Origin of the sequence: Streptomyces sp. NPDC021212 (assembly GCF_044332925.1) — a bacterium.
GTDB lineage: Bacteria > Actinomycetota > Actinomycetes > Streptomycetales > Streptomycetaceae > Streptomyces.
The window spans coordinates 26,179-41,896 of the sequence record NZ_JBIRPZ010000012.1 but is presented as its reverse complement, the minus strand read 5'-3'; the positions used below and the strand labels follow the sequence as shown (position 1 = coordinate 41,896).

The window sequence follows — 15,718 nt, the reverse complement described above, 5'->3', positions numbered from 1 at the left end:
CTGCCCGCACCGGGCCGGCGACCGACCAGATGACGGCCGCGGCCGACCGCGCGGGCGAGACTCTCGGGAAGGCGCTACGTGAGTCCCAACGGCTCCGACCGCTCGTCGCGGCGCCCGGTGCGGCGGAAGCTGCTGCAGGCGCTGTCCGCGGGCGCGGTCCTGGCGACCGCCACCGGTTGCACATCCAAGGACTTCCCCCGCCTCGGATTGCCCACCCCGGCCACAGAGGAGGCGCCGCGGATCCTCTCCCTGTGGCAGGGCTCGTGGGCTGCAGCGCTCGCCGTGGGCGTGCTGGTCTGGGGCCTGATCCTGTGGTCGGTCATCCTCCACCGCAGGACCCGGACCAGGGTCGAGGTCCCGGTGCAGGTCCGGTACAACATGCCCCTCGAGGCACTGTTCACCGTGGTCCCGATCATCATCGTCTCGGTGCTCTTCTACTTCACCGCGCGCGATGAGAACGCTCTCCTCAAGACCTCCAAGAAGCCCGACCACGTGGTCAACGTCGTTGGCTACCAGTGGAGCTGGGGCTTCAACTACATGGAGAACGTGGACGGGAACCCGGCCAGCCCCAAGGCCACCCCGAAGGAGGTGGCGTCCATCCCCGACAAGATGCTCGCCACCGCCCCCAAGGGCGCCGAGGGCGTCTACGACACCGGCACCCCCGGCGAGCGGAATCCGCAGAACGGCAACCCGGGTCCGACCCTGTGGCTGCCGAAGGGTGAGTCGGTCGAGTTCATCCTGACCTCCCGTGATGTCATCCACTCGTTCTGGGTGGTCCCCTTCCTGATGAAGATGGACGTCATCCCGGGCCACGCCAACCGGTTCGAGGTCACCCCGAACCGGGAGGGCACCTTCAAGGGCAAGTGTGCCGAGCTGTGCGGCGTCGACCACTCCCGGATGCTCTTCAACGTCAAGGTCGTTTCACCGGAGCGCTACCAGCAGCACCTGAAGGACCTGGCGAAGAAGGGCCAGACGGGATACATCCCGGCGGGCATTGCGCAGACGGACCCCGCCAAGAACGCGGAGACCAAGACCCAGTGAGCATCCTCAACGAACCCCAGGGTGCCGACGCAACCGCCTCGTACGAGGATGAGTTGCCGGTGCGCCGCAAGCAGCCCGGCAATGTCGTCGTCAAGTGGCTGACCACCACGGACCACAAGACGATCGGCACGCTCTATCTGGTCACGTCGTTCGCGTTCTTCTGCATCGGCGGCGTGATGGCGCTCTTCATGCGCGCCGAGCTGGCCCGCCCGGGCACGCAGATCATGTCGAACGAGCAGTTCAACCAGGCGTTCACCATGCATGGCACGATCATGCTGCTGATGTTCGCCACCCCGCTGTTCGCGGGCTTCACGAACTGGATCATGCCGCTCCAGATCGGCGCGCCAGATGTGGCGTTCCCGCGGCTGAACATGTTCGCGTACTGGCTGTACCTCTTCGGCTCGCTCATCGCGGTGGGCGGCTTCCTGACCCCGCAGGGCGCGGCCGACTTCGGCTGGTTCGCGTACTCGCCGCTGTCGGACGCGGTCCGCTCGCCGGGCATCGGCGCCGACATGTGGATCATGGGTCTGGCCTTCTCCGGCTTCGGCACGATCCTCGGTGCGGTCAACTTCATCACCACGATCATCTGCATGCGCGCTCCCGGCATGACGATGTTCCGCATGCCGATCTTCACCTGGAACGTGCTGCTGACCGCCGTTCTGGTCCTGCTGGCCTTCCCGGTGCTGGCCGCCGCGCTGTTCGCCCTGGAGGCGGACCGTAAATTCGGGGCGCATGTCTTCGACGCGGCCAATGGCGGGGCGTTGTTGTGGCAACACCTCTTCTGGTTCTTCGGACACCCAGAGGTGTACATCATCGCGCTGCCGTTCTTCGGCATCATCTCCGAGGTCATCCCGGTCTTCTCGCGCAAGCCGATGTTCGGTTACTTCACCCTGGTCGCCGCGACGATCTCCATCGCGGGTCTGTCCGTGACCGTGTGGGCGCACCACATGTACGTCACCGGCGGGGTGCTGCTGCCCTTCTTCTCCTTCATGACGTTCCTGATCGCGGTTCCGACCGGTATCAAGTTCTTCAACTGGATCGGCACGATGTGGAAGGGCTCGCTGAGCTTCGAGACCCCGATGCTCTGGGCGATCGGCTTCCTCATCACCTTCACCTTCGGTGGTCTCACCGGCGTCATCCTGGCGTCGCCGCCGATGGACTTCCACGTCTCCGACTCGTACTTCGTGGTGGCCCACTTCCACTACGTGGTCTTCGGCACCGTGGTCTTCGCGATGTTCTCCGGCTTCCACTTCTGGTGGCCGAAGATGACCGGCAAGATGCTGGACGAGAAGCTCGGCAAGATCACCTTCTGGACGCTGTTCATCGGCTTCCACGGCACCTTCCTGGTGCAGCACTGGCTGGGCGCCGAGGGCATGCCGCGCCGGTACGCCGACTACCTGGCGGCCGACGGCTTCACCGCGCTGAACACGATCTCCACGATCAGCTCGTTCCTGCTCGGCCTGTCGATCCTGCCGTTCCTCTACAACGTCTGGAAGACCGCCAAGTACGGCAAGAAGGTCGAGGTCGACGACCCGTGGGGCTACGGCCGCTCGCTCGAGTGGGCCACCTCCTGCCCGCCGCCGCGGCACAACTTCCTCACCCTGCCGCGGATCCGTTCCGAATCGCCGGCGTTCGACCTGCACCACCCCGAGATCGCGGCGCTCGACCAGCTCGAGCACCAGGGTGCGGCCGACGATGACAAGGCCCTCGCGGGTGGTAAGGAGGCCGGCAAGTGAAGGTCCAAGGCCGGATGTTCATCTGGCTCGCCGTCTTCATCCTGGTGATGGCGATCGTCTACGGCGTGTGGTCGAAGGAGCCCGCCGGTACCACGGCGCTGTTCCTCGCCTTCGGGCTGAGCATCATGATCGGCTTCTACCTGGCGTTCACCGCTCGCCGGGTGGACGCCGGGGCGCAGGACAACCAGGACGCCGATGTCGCGGACGACGCCGGTGAGCTGGGCTTCTTCTCCCCGCACAGCTGGCAGCCGCTGTCCCTGGGCGTCGGTGGCGCCCTGGCCTTCCTGGGCGTGATCTTCGGCTGGTGGCTGCTGTTCTTCTCCGCCCCGATCATCATGGTCGGCCTCTTCGGGTGGGTCTTCGAGTACTACCGCGGCGAGAGCCAGAACCAGTAGCCGTATCGCGTAGGAGGCCCGGCACCCGCAAGGGTGCCGGGCCCCTTTTTTTGGGGGGCTCGGTTCGCCCGTCACCCTGCTGCCTCGCCCGGCGCGCCGTCCGCCGCGCGCGTCCATAGCGTGAGCGCATGAACCACACACCTCGATCTCCTCGAACCCGGGCGGTGCTCGCCAGTGCCCTGCTGGTGGCGTCGCTGATAGCGGGTCTCAGCGGATGCGGGGGCCCCTCCTCGGACCCGCTGTCCGCCAAGCCGTACGACGCCGCCGACCAGATCTCCTTCAGCGGTGAGAGCGGCGCACGCAAGGCCGATCCGGACCGGCCGCTCCAAGTGACCGCCAAGGGCGACGACGGCCGGATCACGGACGTCACCGCCACCGACGCGGCGGGCAGGTACGTACGGGGCGAGCTGACGCCGGACGGCAGCCGGTGGCGCTCCACCGTGCCGCTGGCGGCGGGCGCCCACTACACGCTGCGGGTGTCCACGGAGGACTCGGGCGGCTCCCCGGGCCGCCGTACGATCAACTTCACCACCAGCTCCGCGCGCAAGCTGCTGAAGGTCACCTTCGGGCCGAAGTCGGGCGAGTACGGGGTGGGCCAGCCGGTCACCGCCAAGCTCAGCCGCGCGGTCAAGGACCCCTCGGCCCGGGCCGTGGTCGAGCGGGGCCTGAAGGTCGACTCACAGCCCGCCGTGGACGGCGTCTGGCACTGGGTGAACAGCAAGACGCTGCACTACCGCCCGGCCGAGTACTGGCCCGCGCACGCCACCGTCAAGGTGCGCTCCAACCTCAAGGGCATCAGGATCGGCAGCGGGCTCTACGGCAGCAAGTCCAAGGGGCTGCGGATCACCACCGGCGACCGGATCGAGGCCCTGACCGACTCCGGTACCCACCAGATGACGGTACGACGGAACGGACAGGTGATCCGGACCATCCCGATCACGACCGGTATGCCCGGGTTCGATACCCGTAACGGCACCAAGGTGATCCTGGCCAAGGAGTCGGCGGTACGGATGACGGGCGCCAGCATCGGCCTCGGCGCCGGTTCCTACGACCTGATGGTCTACTGGGCGGCCCGGGTCACCGAGAGCGGTGAATACGTCCACGCCGCGCCCTGGTCGACCGGCTCGCAGGGGTACGCCAACGTCAGCCACGGCTGCACCGGCATGTCCACCGAGAACGCCCGGTGGTTCTTCAACACCGTGCACCTCGGCGACATCGTCAAGGTCATCAACAGCAACGGCGACAACATGGCCACGTTCGGCAACGGTTACGGCGACTGGAACATGGCCTGGGCCGACTGGCGCCAGGGCAGCGCCCTCGTCGCCGGTCAGCGGGACGGCAGCACCCCGGCCGACTCGGCCCGGCTGCGCCCCATGGTGTGACCCCGTGACTCCGTGACACCGCACCGCGTGCGGTCAGGCGTCCACCGCGAGCCGCTTGCGGAGCAGTCCGGCCAGCGCGTCCACCAGGGCCACCGGGTCCAGCGGATGCGTCACCGCTGCCTCCGCGCGGCTCCAGGTGGCCAGCCAGGCGTCCTGCGGGCGGCCGATGAGCAGCACCACCGGCGGGCACTGGAAGATCTCGTCCTTGATCTGCCGGCAGACGCCCATCCCGCCCGCGGGGACGGCCTCCCCGTCCAGGACGCACGCGTCGATCCCGCCGTCCTCCAGCGCCGTCAGGACGGCGGGGAGGGTCGCGCACTCCACGAATTCCACCGGAGGCAGGTCGGCGGCGGGCCGGCGACCGGTCGCGAGCCGCACCTGTTCGCGGGTGTTCGCGTCGTCGCTGTAGACCAGCACCGTGGCGGTCGGCCGCATCGATTCCTCCGCATCAGCCAAGGGGACTACCGGGCTCCTGTGGCGGATGTTACTCCCGTACAGCCTTCCGGAGGAGGGGGCGAACGGATCTCTCCCCCCTTCGAGGGATCACCCGGAACAGCCGCGACGAGCAGCATCGATGCCCTTGACGCCGCCCTGGACACTCCGAACGGCACCCCCGGGAGTGAGGGCCGGATAAGCGACCGACATAATGTCGGTCGTGGCGACAGCAACGACAGTAGAAACCGGGCACGCGCACCCGTCGGTCAACCGGCCGAACCTCACCAGCGTCGGAACCATCATCTGGTTGAGTTCCGAGCTGATGTTCTTCGCGGCCCTCTTCGCGATGTACTTCACCCTGCGATCGGTGACCGGAGCCGAGCACTGGAAGGAAATGGCGTCCTCGCTGAACTTCCCGTTCTCGGCGACGAACACCACGATCCTCGTGCTCTCCTCCCTCACTTGCCAGCTCGGTGTCTTCGCCGCCGAGCGTGGCGACGTGAGGAAGCTGCGCTCCTGGTTCGTGGTCACCTTCATCATGGGCGCGATCTTCATCGGCGGTCAGATCTTCGAGTACACCGAACTGGTCAAGAAGGACGGGCTCTCGCTCTCCTCCGACCCGTACGGCTCGGTGTTCTACCTGACCACCGGTTTCCACGGACTGCATGTGACGGGCGGACTCATCGCCTTCCTGCTGGTCCTGGGGAGGACGTACGCGGCCAAGAGGTTCACCCACCAGCAGGCGACGGCGGCCATCGTCGTGTCCTATTACTGGCACTTCGTCGATGTCGTCTGGATCGGCCTCTTCGCCACGATCTACATGATCAAGTAAGCCGGTCACCGCGACCGGAAGCACGTCCTTAAAGCATCGACGCAGAAGATCCTGACACCGGGGTAATCCGTGAAAAAGCTCTCCGCACGACGGCGCCATCCGCTGGCTGCGCTCGTCGTCCTACTCTTCGCGCTGGCGGTCACTGGGGGGCTGTACGCCGCGTTCTCGCCGAGCGAGGCGAAGGCCGATGACAGCTCCGCCCAGTCCCTCGCCATCGAGGAGGGCAAGAAGCTCTATTCCGTCGGCTGCGCCAGCTGCCACGGTACGGGCGGTCAGGGGACCTCCGACGGCCCGAGTCTGGTCGGCGTCGGCTCGGCCGCCGTCGACTTCCAGGTCGGTACCGGCCGGATGCCCGCCCAGCAGCCGGGCGCCCAGGTGCCGAAGAAGAAGAAGATCTACTCGGACGCCGAGACCGAGCAGCTTGCCGCGTACATCTCCTCGCTCGGCGCCGGGCCGGTGACGCCCACCAAGAGCCAGTACAGCACCGACGACGCGGATGTCGCGAAGGGCGGAGAGCTCTTCCGCACGAACTGCGCGCAGTGCCACAACTTCGCCGGCAAGGGCGGTGCCCTCACCAACGGCAAGTACGCGCCGTCCCTCGAGGGTGTGAGCAAGAAGCATCTGTACGAGGCCATGCAGACCGGCCCGCAGAACATGCCCTCCTTCCCCGACACCACGATGCCGGAGAAGAACAAGCAGGACATCATCGCGTACCTCGACACGGTCAACAGCGACAAGTCCAAGACCCCCGGTGGCCTTGAGCTCGGCGGGCTCGGCCCGGTCAGTGAGGGCCTCTTCGCCTGGGTCTTCGGCATGGGCGCGCTGATCGTCCTCACCATCTGGGTCGCCGCCCGGACCGCAAAGGCCAAGAAGTCATGAGTAGCCACGAGATTTCAGAAGCAGAAGAGAAGCTGCCCGCGGAGCGGGCGGAGGGCGGCGCGACCGCGGTCGTGGAAGACCCGTTCGCGGACCCGGGGCTGCCCCCGCACGAGCACCGTCAGCAGGACATCGACGAGCGGGCCGCCCAGCGGTCCGAGCGCACCGTCGCCCTGCTCTTCACGGTCTCGATGCTGGCGACGATCGCCTTCATCGCCTCCTACGTGGCGCTGCCGGTCGACAAGTACATCTACGTCTTCCCGATCGGTCACATCAGCGCGCTGAACTTCGCGCTGGGCGTCACCCTCGGCATCGCGCTGTTCGCCATCGGCGCCGGTGCGGTCCACTGGGCCCGCACCCTGATGTCCGACGTGGAGATCGCCGACGAGCGGCACGCCATCGAGGCCGACCCGGAGGTCAAGGCCAAGGTCCTCGACGACTTCCGGGCGGGCGCCAAGGAGTCCGGCTTCGGCCGTCGCAAGCTCGCCCGCAACACCCTCTTCGGCGCGCTCGCCCTGGTGCCGCTCTCCGGCGTCGTGCTGCTGCGCGACCTCGGCCCGCTGCCGGGCACCAAGCTCCGGCACACCAAGTGGGCCAAGGGCAAGCGGCTCATGAACTACAACACCATGCAGCCGCTGCGGCCCGAGGACATCTCCGTGGGCTCCCTGACCTTCGCCATGCCCGAGGGCATGAGCGAGGAGGACCACGACTTCCAGACCGAGATCGCCAAGGCCGCCCTGATGCTCGTCCGGCTCCAGCCGGAGAACATCAAGGACAAGCGCGAGCTGGACTGGTCGCACGAGGGCATCGTCGCCTTCTCGAAGATCTGCACCCACGTCGGCTGCCCGATCAACCTGTACGAGCAGCAGACGCACCACGTCCTGTGCCCGTGCCACCAGTCGACGTTCGACCTCTCCGACGGTGGCCGAGTGATCTTCGGTCCGGCCGGTCACGCACTGCCCCAGCTGCGGATCAAGGCCAATGACCAGGGGTACCTCGAAGCCATGGGCGACTTCTCGGAGCCCGTCGGTCCTGCTTACTGGGAGCGCGGATGAGTACTGCAACGCACACGGACACGCAGCGGCGCGGCAAAGCGCCCGCGGGCGAGCGCGTCGCCGACTGGGCCGACGGCCGGCTGGGCATCTACAGCCTCGCCCGGGCCAACATGCGCAAGATCTTCCCGGACCACTGGTCCTTCATGCTGGGTGAGGTCGCGCTCTACAGCTTCATCATCATCATCCTCACGGGTGTGTACCTGACGCTGTTCTTCCACCCCAGCATGGAAGAGGTCGTCTACCACGGCCCGTACGTCCCGATGCAGGGCGTCCGGATGTCCGAGGCCTTCGCCTCGACGCTCGACATCAGCTTCGAGGTGCGCGGCGGTCTGCTGATCCGGCAGATCCACCACTGGGCCGCGCTGGTCTTCCTCTGCGCGATGTTCGTGCACATGATGCGCGTCTTCTTCACCGGCGCGTTCCGCAAGCCGCGTGAGATCAACTGGCTGTTCGGCTTCCTGCTGTTCTTCCTCGGCATGCTGACCGGCTTCACCGGCTACTCGCTCCCCGACGACCTGCTCTCCGGCACCGGTCTGCGGTTCATCGAGGGCGTGTTCCTGTCGATCCCGGTCGTCGGCACCTACATCTCGATGTTCGTGTTCGGCGGCGAGTTCCCGGGCATGGACCTCATCTCGAGGCTCTACCCGGTCCACGTCCTGCTGCTGCCGGGCATCATGCTCGGCCTGCTGGTGGCGCACCTGATCCTGGTCTTCTACCACAAGCACACGCAGTACCCCGGCGCCGGCAAGACCAACAAGAACGTCGTCGGCATGCCCCTGCTGCCGGTCTACATGGCCAAGGCGGGCGGCTTCTTCTTCCTGGTCTTCGGCGTCATCGCGGTCATCTCGGCGATCGCCACGATCAACCCGATCTGGACCATCGGCCCCTACCGGCCCGACCAGGTGTCCACCGGCGCCCAGCCCGACTGGTACATGGGCTTCGCCGAGGGTCTGGTCCGTGTCATGCCCGGCTGGGAGATCACCGCCTGGGGTCACACGCTCGTCCTGGGCGTGTTCATCCCGATCGTGGCCTTCCCGCTGGTCCTCTTCGCGATCGGCCTCTACCCCTTCATCGAGGCATGGATCAGCGGCGACAAGCGCGAGCACCACATCCTGGACCGCCCGCGCAACGCCCCGACCCGTACGGCCTTCGGTGTCGCCTGGCTGACCGCCTACTTCGTGATGCTGATCGGCGGTGGCAACGACCTGTGGGCCACCCACTTCCAGCTGTCGATCAACTCGATCACCTGGTTCGTGCGGATCGCCTTCTTCGCCGGCCCGGCCATCGCGTTCGTCGTCACCAGGCGGATCTGCATGGGCCTCCAGCGGCGCGACAAGGAGAAGGTGCTGCACGGTCGCGAGACCGGCATCATCAAGCGCCTGCCGCACGGTGAGTTCATCGAGGTCCACGAGCCGCTCACGCAGGAGCAGCTGCACGTGCTCACCCAGCACGAGCAGCCGAAGGCGTACGAGATCGGCCCCGAGGTCGACGAGAACGGCGTCCGCCGCAAGGTCAAGGCGTCGCAGAAGCTGCGGGCCAGGCTGTCCAAGTCCTACTACGGCAAGGACGCCTTCATTCCGAAGCCGACCTCCGAGGAGTACAAGGAGATCACCAGCGGCCACGGCCACCACTGACGCCCGCTGACGTCTGCCGACGTCTGTACGCCACAGACCAGGGCCCCGGCCCGGACCTCGCGTCCGGCCCGGGGCCCTGGTCGTGGTTCTGGATGCCGCACGCGCCGATAGGCTTGCCCTGATCGAGCGCGGATCTAGCCACTCAGGAGCGGACCATGGACGTTGTGACCCCAGCCGGAGGCGACAGCACCGCGACGGCCCGCACCTGGCCGGACGTGCTCAGCTCCCTCCTGGACGGCCAGGACCTCAGCGCCGACGACACCGCCTGGGCCATGGACCGCATCATGCGCGGCGAGGCCACCGACGCCCAGATCGCCGGGTTCGCGGTAGCGCTGCGGGCCAAGGGTGAGACCGTCGCCGAGCTGTCCGGCCTCGTCCGCGCCATGTACGGGCACGCCAAGACGATCGAGGTGCCCGGGCCGACCGTCGACATCGTCGGCACGGGCGGCGACCGCGCCAAGACCGTCAACATCTCGACCATGTCCGCCCTCGTGGCGGCCGGCGCGGGCGCGCGCGTGGTCAAGCACGGCAACCGCGCCGCGTCCTCCGCGAGCGGCGCCTCCGACGTCCTGGAGAAGCTCGGCGTCAACCTGGACCTCAGCCCGGCGCGGGTGGCCGAGATCGCCGAGGAAGCGGGCATCACCATGTGCTTCGCGGTCAAGTTCCACCCGTCGCTGCGGCACGTCGCGGCGGCCCGCCGCGAGCTGGGCATCGCGACCCCGTTCAACTTCCTCGGCCCGCTCACCAACCCGGCCCGGGTCCGCTGCCAGGTCACGGGCGTCGCCGACGCCCGGATGGCACCGATCATGGCCGGGGTGCTGGCCGAGCGCGGCTCCTCGGCGTTGGTCTTCCGGGGCGACGACGGGCTCGACGAACTGACCGTGACCGCGACCTCCCAGGTGTGGGTGGTGCGGGACGGCACGGTCCGGCAGGAGACCTTCGACCCGCGCGACATCGGCTTCGCACTGGCCCCCGTGGAGGCCCTGCGCGGCGCCGACGCCTCGCACAACGCGGACGTGGCACGCCGCGTTCTGGCGGGCGAGACGGGCCCTGTACGCGACGCGGTCCTCCTGAACGCGGGCGCGGCCCTGGCGGCCCTGGACTGGCACCGCGACCCTCCCACGACCCCGCTCAAGACCCGCATCGCGACGGGCGCCGCCCGAGCTGCCGAGTCGATCGACTCGGGCGCGGCGAGGGAGGCCCTGGAGCGATGGGTGAGGGCGAGCAACGCGTCGTAGCGCGCGGTGGCGATTCTTCCCCCACCCCGCCCCTTCCCACAGCACCGATGTGCGGCTCCGCCGCGCGGCGGGCAGGCCCCGGGGCTCGGCCGTGTCGTCACCGCCGTCGGGTCGGCGGGCGCGGTTGCGGGCCATGGCGGAGGGGCGGGGCCCCAGGGGCGCGGTTCTTTCCCCACCCCGCCCCTTCCCGTAACCGGGGGCGAGCCCCCCGGACCCCCGGCTCCGGTACGCGAGTACGATCACCCGCCCCCGTCCGGCGCGCACGGTTGTGGGCGAGGGAGCCAAGCCGGCGGCGCGGCGGCCCCGGCCCCCGCCCGGGGCCCGGGGCGGCAATGGCTCACCTCCGGTGCCCCACCACTCAGCCCCTCCGGCGCTTGAGGAGCGGGGGTGTGGGGGCGGAGCCCCCACCCGGGGGCCGGGGGCTTGCCCCCGGTTCGGGGAGGGGCGGGGTGGGGAACATGTCCGCGATGCGGACAGAGGGTGGGCGCCGCCTCGCGGTGTGGCACAATCCCTCCAGGTCACGAGCGACAGCGACTTCGGCCCCGGCCCGCTGTCCGGCAACCCTCCGTCCGTGGCGGGGTGCCCCGGGTGATGACCAGGCCGCTCGCAGCGAGGCGCGCGGCAAGCGCGGACCCCTCGCACTAGGGGTCCTGGTGGTCGAGGGAGTTCTTCCGTGACGCAGCGAATGCGCTAGGGCCGCAGCGCCCGTTTTCCGCAAGGCTCCGCCCGGATCAGCCGTGCGTCGAGCGATGTTCCGCATGCCTGCCACCCATCAGGAGAATTCGCCATGTCCGTGTGCCCTTCTGCTGTCCAGACCGCCACCCCGCTCCCCGTCCTCGGCAGCGACGTCACCGTGCCCCTGGTCACCGGCGGTGAGGTGACCTACGCCGCGCTCGACTACGCGGCCAGCGCGCCCGCCCTGCGGCGGGTGTGGGACGACGTCGCCGCCTATGCCCCGTACTACGGGAGCGTCCACCGCGGGGCGGGTTATCTGTCGCAGCTGTCGACGGATCTCTTCGAGACGAGCCGCAAGGAAGTCGCGGCGTTTCTGGGGTGCCGGGAGGACGACCAGGTGGTGTTCACCCGCTCGACCACCGACTCGCTCAACCTGCTGGCCGCCGTACTGCCCGCCGGTACGGAGGTGTTCGTGTTCGAGACCGAGCACCACGCCTCGCTGCTGCCGTGGGAGCAGCGGGAGGACGTGCGGGTGCGTTACCTGAGCGCGCCGCGCTCGCCGCGGCAGGCCGTGGAGACGCTGGAGAAGGCGCTGGCGGAGCGGGACGGGGGCCCGGCGCTGGTGTGCGTGACGGGCGCGTCGAACGTGACGGGTGAGCTGTGGCCGGTGGAGGCGCTGGCCGCGGCGGCGCATGCGCACGGCGCCCGTATCGTCCTGGACGCCGCGCAGCTGGCCCCGCACCACCCGGTGGACATCGCGACGGCGGACGTGGACTGGGTGGCGTTCTCGGGCCACAAGCTGTACGCCCCGTTCGGGGCGGGCGTCCTAGCGGGCCGGGCCGACTGGCTGCGCGAGGCGCGGCCGTATCTGGCGGGCGGCGGCGCGAGCCGCAAGGTCGCGCGGCGGGACGACGGAGGGGTGGACGTCGAGTGGCACACCACCGCGGCGCGGCACGAGGCGGGTTCGCCGAATGTGATCGGGGTGTACGCGATCGCCTCGGCGTGCAAGGCGCTGTCCGAGGCCGGGTTCGACGGCCTGGTGGCGCGCGAGCGGCAGCTGATCGCGAAGGTGCGGGAGGGGCTGGCGGAGGTGCCGGAGGTGCGGCTGCTGTCGCTGTTCGGCGACGACGCACCGCGGGTGGGCGTGCTGTCGTTCGTGGTGGAGGGCTGGAACAGCTCGCACTTCGCGGCGGCGCTGTCCGCGGAGTACGGGATCGGCGTACGGGACGGGCTGTTCTGCGCGCATCCGCTGCTGCGGACCCTGCTGGACAGCGAGCCCGGCGAGCCGGGGGAGTGCGGCGCGCCCGAGGCCGCCCCGGGGGAGCGCTCCCTGAACGCGATCCGCGTCAGCTTCGGCGCGGGCACCCCGGACGAGCATGTGGAGCGCTTCGTCCGGGCGGTGAAGGAGCTGGTCCGGGACGGCGCGCAGTGGGACTACCGCACGGAGGACGGCCGCTGCGTGCCCGCGCGCTAGGGCGCGCCCGGCTGCGCCTAGCTGTCGAGGCCGATGGCGAACGCGGCCTCCAGGTCGTGCTGCGAGTACGTCCGGAAGGCGATGTGGGTCTCGGTGGAGGCCACCCCCGGCAACTTGCTGATCTGGCCCGTGATGATGTCCGCGAGGTCGTCGTGGCGGGCCACCCGCACCATCGCGATCAGATCGTGCGCGCCGGTGACCGAGTAGACCTCGCTCACGCCCTCCAGCGCGGCGATCTTCTCGGCGGTCTCCGGGATCCGGTCCACGCTGGTCTTGATGAGCACGATCGAAGTGATCACGGCTGGCTTTCTCCCTCGCTGGACCTGGCTGCGCCGCCCACTCTATCCGGCCGCCCGAAGCGGGCCCATGCGTAGAGGAAGCCCAGGGTGAAGCCCACGAGATGGGCGAGGTAGGCCACGCCGGGGCGGGCGTCGGCCTGGCGGGCGGCGAGCCATTGGAGGGTGACCCAGAAGATCAGTACGGCCCAGGCGGGGAAGCGCAGCGGGAGGAAGAACAGGAACGGGAACAGGCTGGTCACCCGGGCGCGCGGGAAGAGCCAGAGGAAGGCGCCGAGGACGCCGGAGATGGCGCCGGAGGCGCCGACCAGCGTCTGCGGGGAGGAGGCATGGGCGGCGGCGTAGCCGAGGAGCGCGAGATAGCCGGTGACGAGGTAGAAGAGGGCGAAATGCATACGCCCCATGCGCTGCTCGGTCATGGCCCCGAAGACGTAGAGGAACAGCATGTTGCCGAGCAGATGCAGCCAGTTGCCGTGGACGAAGAGCGCGGTCAGCGGGGTCAGCGGCTCGGCGGGGGTGCCGCTCCACAGGGCGCTGGGGACGACTCCCCAGCGCTCGAAGTACGAGGTCTGGGCCTGGAGGAGGTCCCCGCCGGAGCCGTAGCGGGGGTCGAGCCCGGAGGCCGGTCCGAGGACGAAGATCAGGCAGCACGTGACGATGAGGGCGTACGTCATCACGGGACGGCCGGACCCCGCCGACTTCTCGATCATGGTCAGATCATCGCGTACCCGGCACAACCTGCCCAGAGCGCCTCGCCGCCGCCCGGGGGAGGGGGGTACGGGCCCGCCATGGCCGGGGGCTCAGGCCGTAGGGTGACAGGACGCCGATGAGCCGAGAAGCGAGGACGCGACACCATGGCCGTTCCCACGCCCAACGCCGAGACCCGCTGGCGCTGCACGCTGTGCGGCAACCTCACCCGTTTCGATGTGACCCGCTCGACGAAGGCGGTCGAGTTCGTCCACCTCGACCTCGCCGGGGAGCCTCGGGTCGAGGAGCGCGATGTGCTCAGTGAGACCATTGAGTCAGTGCGTTGTCGCTGGTGCAACGCGGTCGACCAGATCGAGCTGGTGGACCGTCCGAGTACGAACGCGAGCGCCTGACCAGACGGAGCGAGGAGAAGGTCGTGGACCGGACGGGCGGCCGCGAGGCGGCCGGTGACGCCGAGGGCGTCACCGAGGCGCTGGACCGCCCCCTGCCGGAAGGGGTGCGGCGGCGCGTGGTGGCGCTGGTCGCGGACGCGTTCGGTGGTCTGACGGTCACCGAACTGCCACCCCAGCTGCGGCAGTACGCCCGTTTCACCCCGAACCGGCGCGCGAAGTTCGCGGGAAACGCGATGGCCGCCGCCGTGGAGAGCGACCCCGTCTTCCGGCAGCGGATCGCCCAGCGGCTGCGCGACACCCAGACGGAGCTGGCCGAGGCCATAGAGGGCGGTTCGCCGCCCGCGGCCGCGGATCCGGTGGACGTGGCGGCGGCCGCGTACGTACTGCGCCCGACGGGCTGGGTGAAGCTGGTCGAGGCGGCCGGCGAGGAAGCCCAGCGGGCGTCGGCCGAGCGGGCCGGCGAGGAGACGGAGCGCGAGCTGCAGCGGCTGCGCGAGGAGCTGGCGGCCGCCCGCGCGGCGGCGCGCAAGGAGTCGGACCGGGTCCGCGCCGAGCTGGACGCGGCCCGCAAGGAGACGGACGCGGCGCAGCGCAAGCTGCGCAGCGCGCAGAGCGACGTGAAGCGCGGGGCGGCGGCGCTGCGCAAGGCCGAGGGCGAGCTGGAGGCCGTGCGGTCGGAGGCCGCGGCGCGGCAGGCGGCCGCCGACGGCGAGGCGCGGCGGCTGCGGGCCCGGCTGGCGGAGGCGGAGTCGGCGCTGGAGGCGAGCCGCCGGGCGGTGCGCGAGGGCCGCAGCGTGGAGGACATGCGGCTGCGGCTGCTGCTGGACACGGTGCTGGACGCGGCCCAGGGGCTGCGTCGCGAACTGGCGCTGCCGCCCGCGTCGATGCACCCGGCGGACTCGGTGGACGCGGTCGAGCCGGGGAAGATGACGCCGAAGGACATAGCGACCAGGGCGCTGTCGGAGATGGACCCGGCGCTGCTGGACCAGTTGCTGGCGCTGCCGCAGGCGCATCTGGTGGTGGACGGATACAACGTCACCAAGACCGGCTATCCGACCATGCCGCTGGAGAAGCAGCGGCTGCGGCTGCTGGGCGGGCTCGCCGTGCTCGCGGCGCAGACGGGCGCGGAGATGACCTGTGTCTTCGACGGGGCGGAGCTGGCGGCCCCGGTGCTGCTGGCGCCGCCACGCGGGGTCAGGGTGCTCTTCAGCAAGCCCGGGGTGACGGCGGACGAGCTGATCCGGCAGCTGGTGCGGGCCGAGCCGCCGGGGCGTCCGGTGGTCGTGGTGTCGACCGACCGCGAGGTCGCGGACGGGGTCGCACGCGCCGGAGCGCGCCCCGTGGCATCCGCCCTGTTGCTGAAGCGACTTGCGCGCACCTGACGGGTGCGCCTGGCGGCCGATAATCATCAGCGCAGCGTCAATTGGCCGTCACTGCCCGTGCGATGTTTGTAAAAGATGCGTCCGTGGCCGATTTTTTTGTCGCCGGGATTTGAACGGATCACGGCAGGGTTACTAATGTCGGCTCGAACCTTCGCTCGGTTGATCAC

15 protein-coding genes and 1 riboswitch are annotated in these 15,718 nt (G+C 69.5%); of the genes, 12 read left to right on the top strand and 3 right to left on the bottom strand.

Features of this window, described 5'->3' with window-relative positions; translation table 11 throughout:
* Positions 1-78 precede the first annotated feature (78 nt).
* From coxB to ACH4SI_RS29860, 4 genes are all read left to right on the top strand, one after another.
* The gene (gene coxB, locus ACH4SI_RS29875; protein WP_398301039.1) at positions 79-1,041 is read left to right on the top strand and encodes a cytochrome c oxidase subunit II; all 963 of its coding nucleotides are present in this window, start codon (positions 79-81) and stop codon (positions 1,039-1,041) included.
* The gene (gene ctaD / locus ACH4SI_RS29870; protein ID WP_398301037.1) at positions 1,038-2,777 is read left to right on the top strand and encodes a cytochrome c oxidase subunit I; all 1,740 of its coding nucleotides are present in this window, start codon (positions 1,038-1,040) and stop codon (positions 2,775-2,777) included. The genes coxB and ctaD overlap by 4 nt, the downstream gene beginning before the upstream one ends.
* Complete coding sequence (locus ACH4SI_RS29865; RefSeq protein ID WP_398301035.1) at positions 2,774-3,172, top strand: cytochrome c oxidase subunit 4; 399 nt, start codon at positions 2,774-2,776, stop codon at positions 3,170-3,172. Before ctaD ends, ACH4SI_RS29865 begins: the two co-directional genes overlap by 4 nt.
* A 128-nt stretch (positions 3,173-3,300) precedes the next feature.
* On the top strand, positions 3,301-4,554 hold the full coding sequence (locus ACH4SI_RS29860; protein WP_398301033.1) for an Ig-like domain-containing protein: 1,254 nt from the start codon (positions 3,301-3,303) through the stop codon (positions 4,552-4,554).
* 33 nt (positions 4,555-4,587) lie between these two features.
* Here the strand turns inward: ACH4SI_RS29860 and ACH4SI_RS29855 are convergent, their stop codons facing one another.
* Positions 4,588-4,989, bottom strand: coding sequence for a hypothetical protein (locus tag ACH4SI_RS29855; protein ID WP_398301031.1), 402 nt, complete (start codon positions 4,987-4,989; stop codon positions 4,588-4,590).
* A gap of 211 nt (positions 4,990-5,200) precedes the next feature.
* Here ACH4SI_RS29855 and ACH4SI_RS29850 point away from each other — a divergent pair, with 211 nt between their 5' ends.
* The 6 genes from ACH4SI_RS29850 (at position 5,201) to ACH4SI_RS29825 (ending at position 12,773) form a co-directional block, all read left to right on the top strand.
* Positions 5,201-5,821 carry a heme-copper oxidase subunit III gene (locus ACH4SI_RS29850; protein ID WP_398301029.1) on the top strand — a complete coding sequence of 207 codons (621 nt, stop codon included), beginning with the start codon at positions 5,201-5,203 and terminating at the stop codon, positions 5,819-5,821.
* A gap of 69 nt (positions 5,822-5,890) precedes the next feature.
* On the top strand, positions 5,891-6,700 hold the full coding sequence (locus ACH4SI_RS29845; RefSeq protein WP_398301027.1) for a c-type cytochrome: 810 nt from the start codon (positions 5,891-5,893) through the stop codon (positions 6,698-6,700).
* Positions 6,697-7,752, top strand: coding sequence for a Rieske 2Fe-2S domain-containing protein (locus ACH4SI_RS29840; protein WP_398301025.1), 1,056 nt, complete (start codon positions 6,697-6,699; stop codon positions 7,750-7,752). Before ACH4SI_RS29845 ends, ACH4SI_RS29840 begins: the two co-directional genes overlap by 4 nt.
* Positions 7,749-9,386: a cytochrome bc complex cytochrome b subunit gene (locus ACH4SI_RS29835; protein ID WP_398301023.1), complete on the top strand. Its 1,638-nt coding sequence runs from the start codon at positions 7,749-7,751 to the stop codon at positions 9,384-9,386. The genes ACH4SI_RS29840 and ACH4SI_RS29835 overlap by 4 nt, the downstream gene beginning before the upstream one ends.
* A 155-nt stretch (positions 9,387-9,541) precedes the next feature.
* Positions 9,542-10,624: an anthranilate phosphoribosyltransferase gene (gene trpD / locus ACH4SI_RS29830; RefSeq protein WP_398301021.1), complete on the top strand. Its 1,083-nt coding sequence runs from the start codon at positions 9,542-9,544 to the stop codon at positions 10,622-10,624.
* Between the two features lie 516 nt (positions 10,625-11,140).
* Positions 11,141-11,258: riboswitch (SAM riboswitch) on the top strand.
* 153 nt (positions 11,259-11,411) lie between these two features.
* Entirely contained in the window at positions 11,412-12,773 is a 1,362-nt protein-coding gene (locus ACH4SI_RS29825; protein WP_398301019.1) for an aminotransferase class V-fold PLP-dependent enzyme, read from the top strand.
* Positions 12,774-12,790: 17 nt separating this feature from the next.
* On the opposite strand, the gene ACH4SI_RS29820 is transcribed toward ACH4SI_RS29825, so the two are convergent.
* On the bottom strand, positions 12,791-13,072 hold the full coding sequence (locus tag ACH4SI_RS29820; protein WP_385449028.1) for an Lrp/AsnC family transcriptional regulator: 282 nt from the start codon (positions 13,070-13,072) through the stop codon (positions 12,791-12,793).
* Positions 13,069-13,779, bottom strand: a complete 711-nt coding sequence (locus ACH4SI_RS29815) for a rhomboid family intramembrane serine protease (protein ID WP_398301016.1) — start codon at positions 13,777-13,779, stop codon at positions 13,069-13,071. Before ACH4SI_RS29815 ends, ACH4SI_RS29820 begins: the two co-directional genes overlap by 4 nt.
* Before the next feature lie 144 nt (positions 13,780-13,923).
* Here ACH4SI_RS29815 and ACH4SI_RS29810 point away from each other — a divergent pair, with 144 nt between their 5' ends.
* Entirely contained in the window at positions 13,924-14,169 is a 246-nt protein-coding gene (locus ACH4SI_RS29810) for a hypothetical protein (RefSeq protein WP_398301014.1), read from the top strand.
* Between the two features lie 23 nt (positions 14,170-14,192).
* Complete coding sequence (locus tag ACH4SI_RS29805; protein WP_398301012.1) at positions 14,193-15,551, top strand: NYN domain-containing protein; 1,359 nt, start codon at positions 14,193-14,195, stop codon at positions 15,549-15,551.
* The last annotated feature ends 167 nt before the right edge of the window (positions 15,552-15,718 follow it).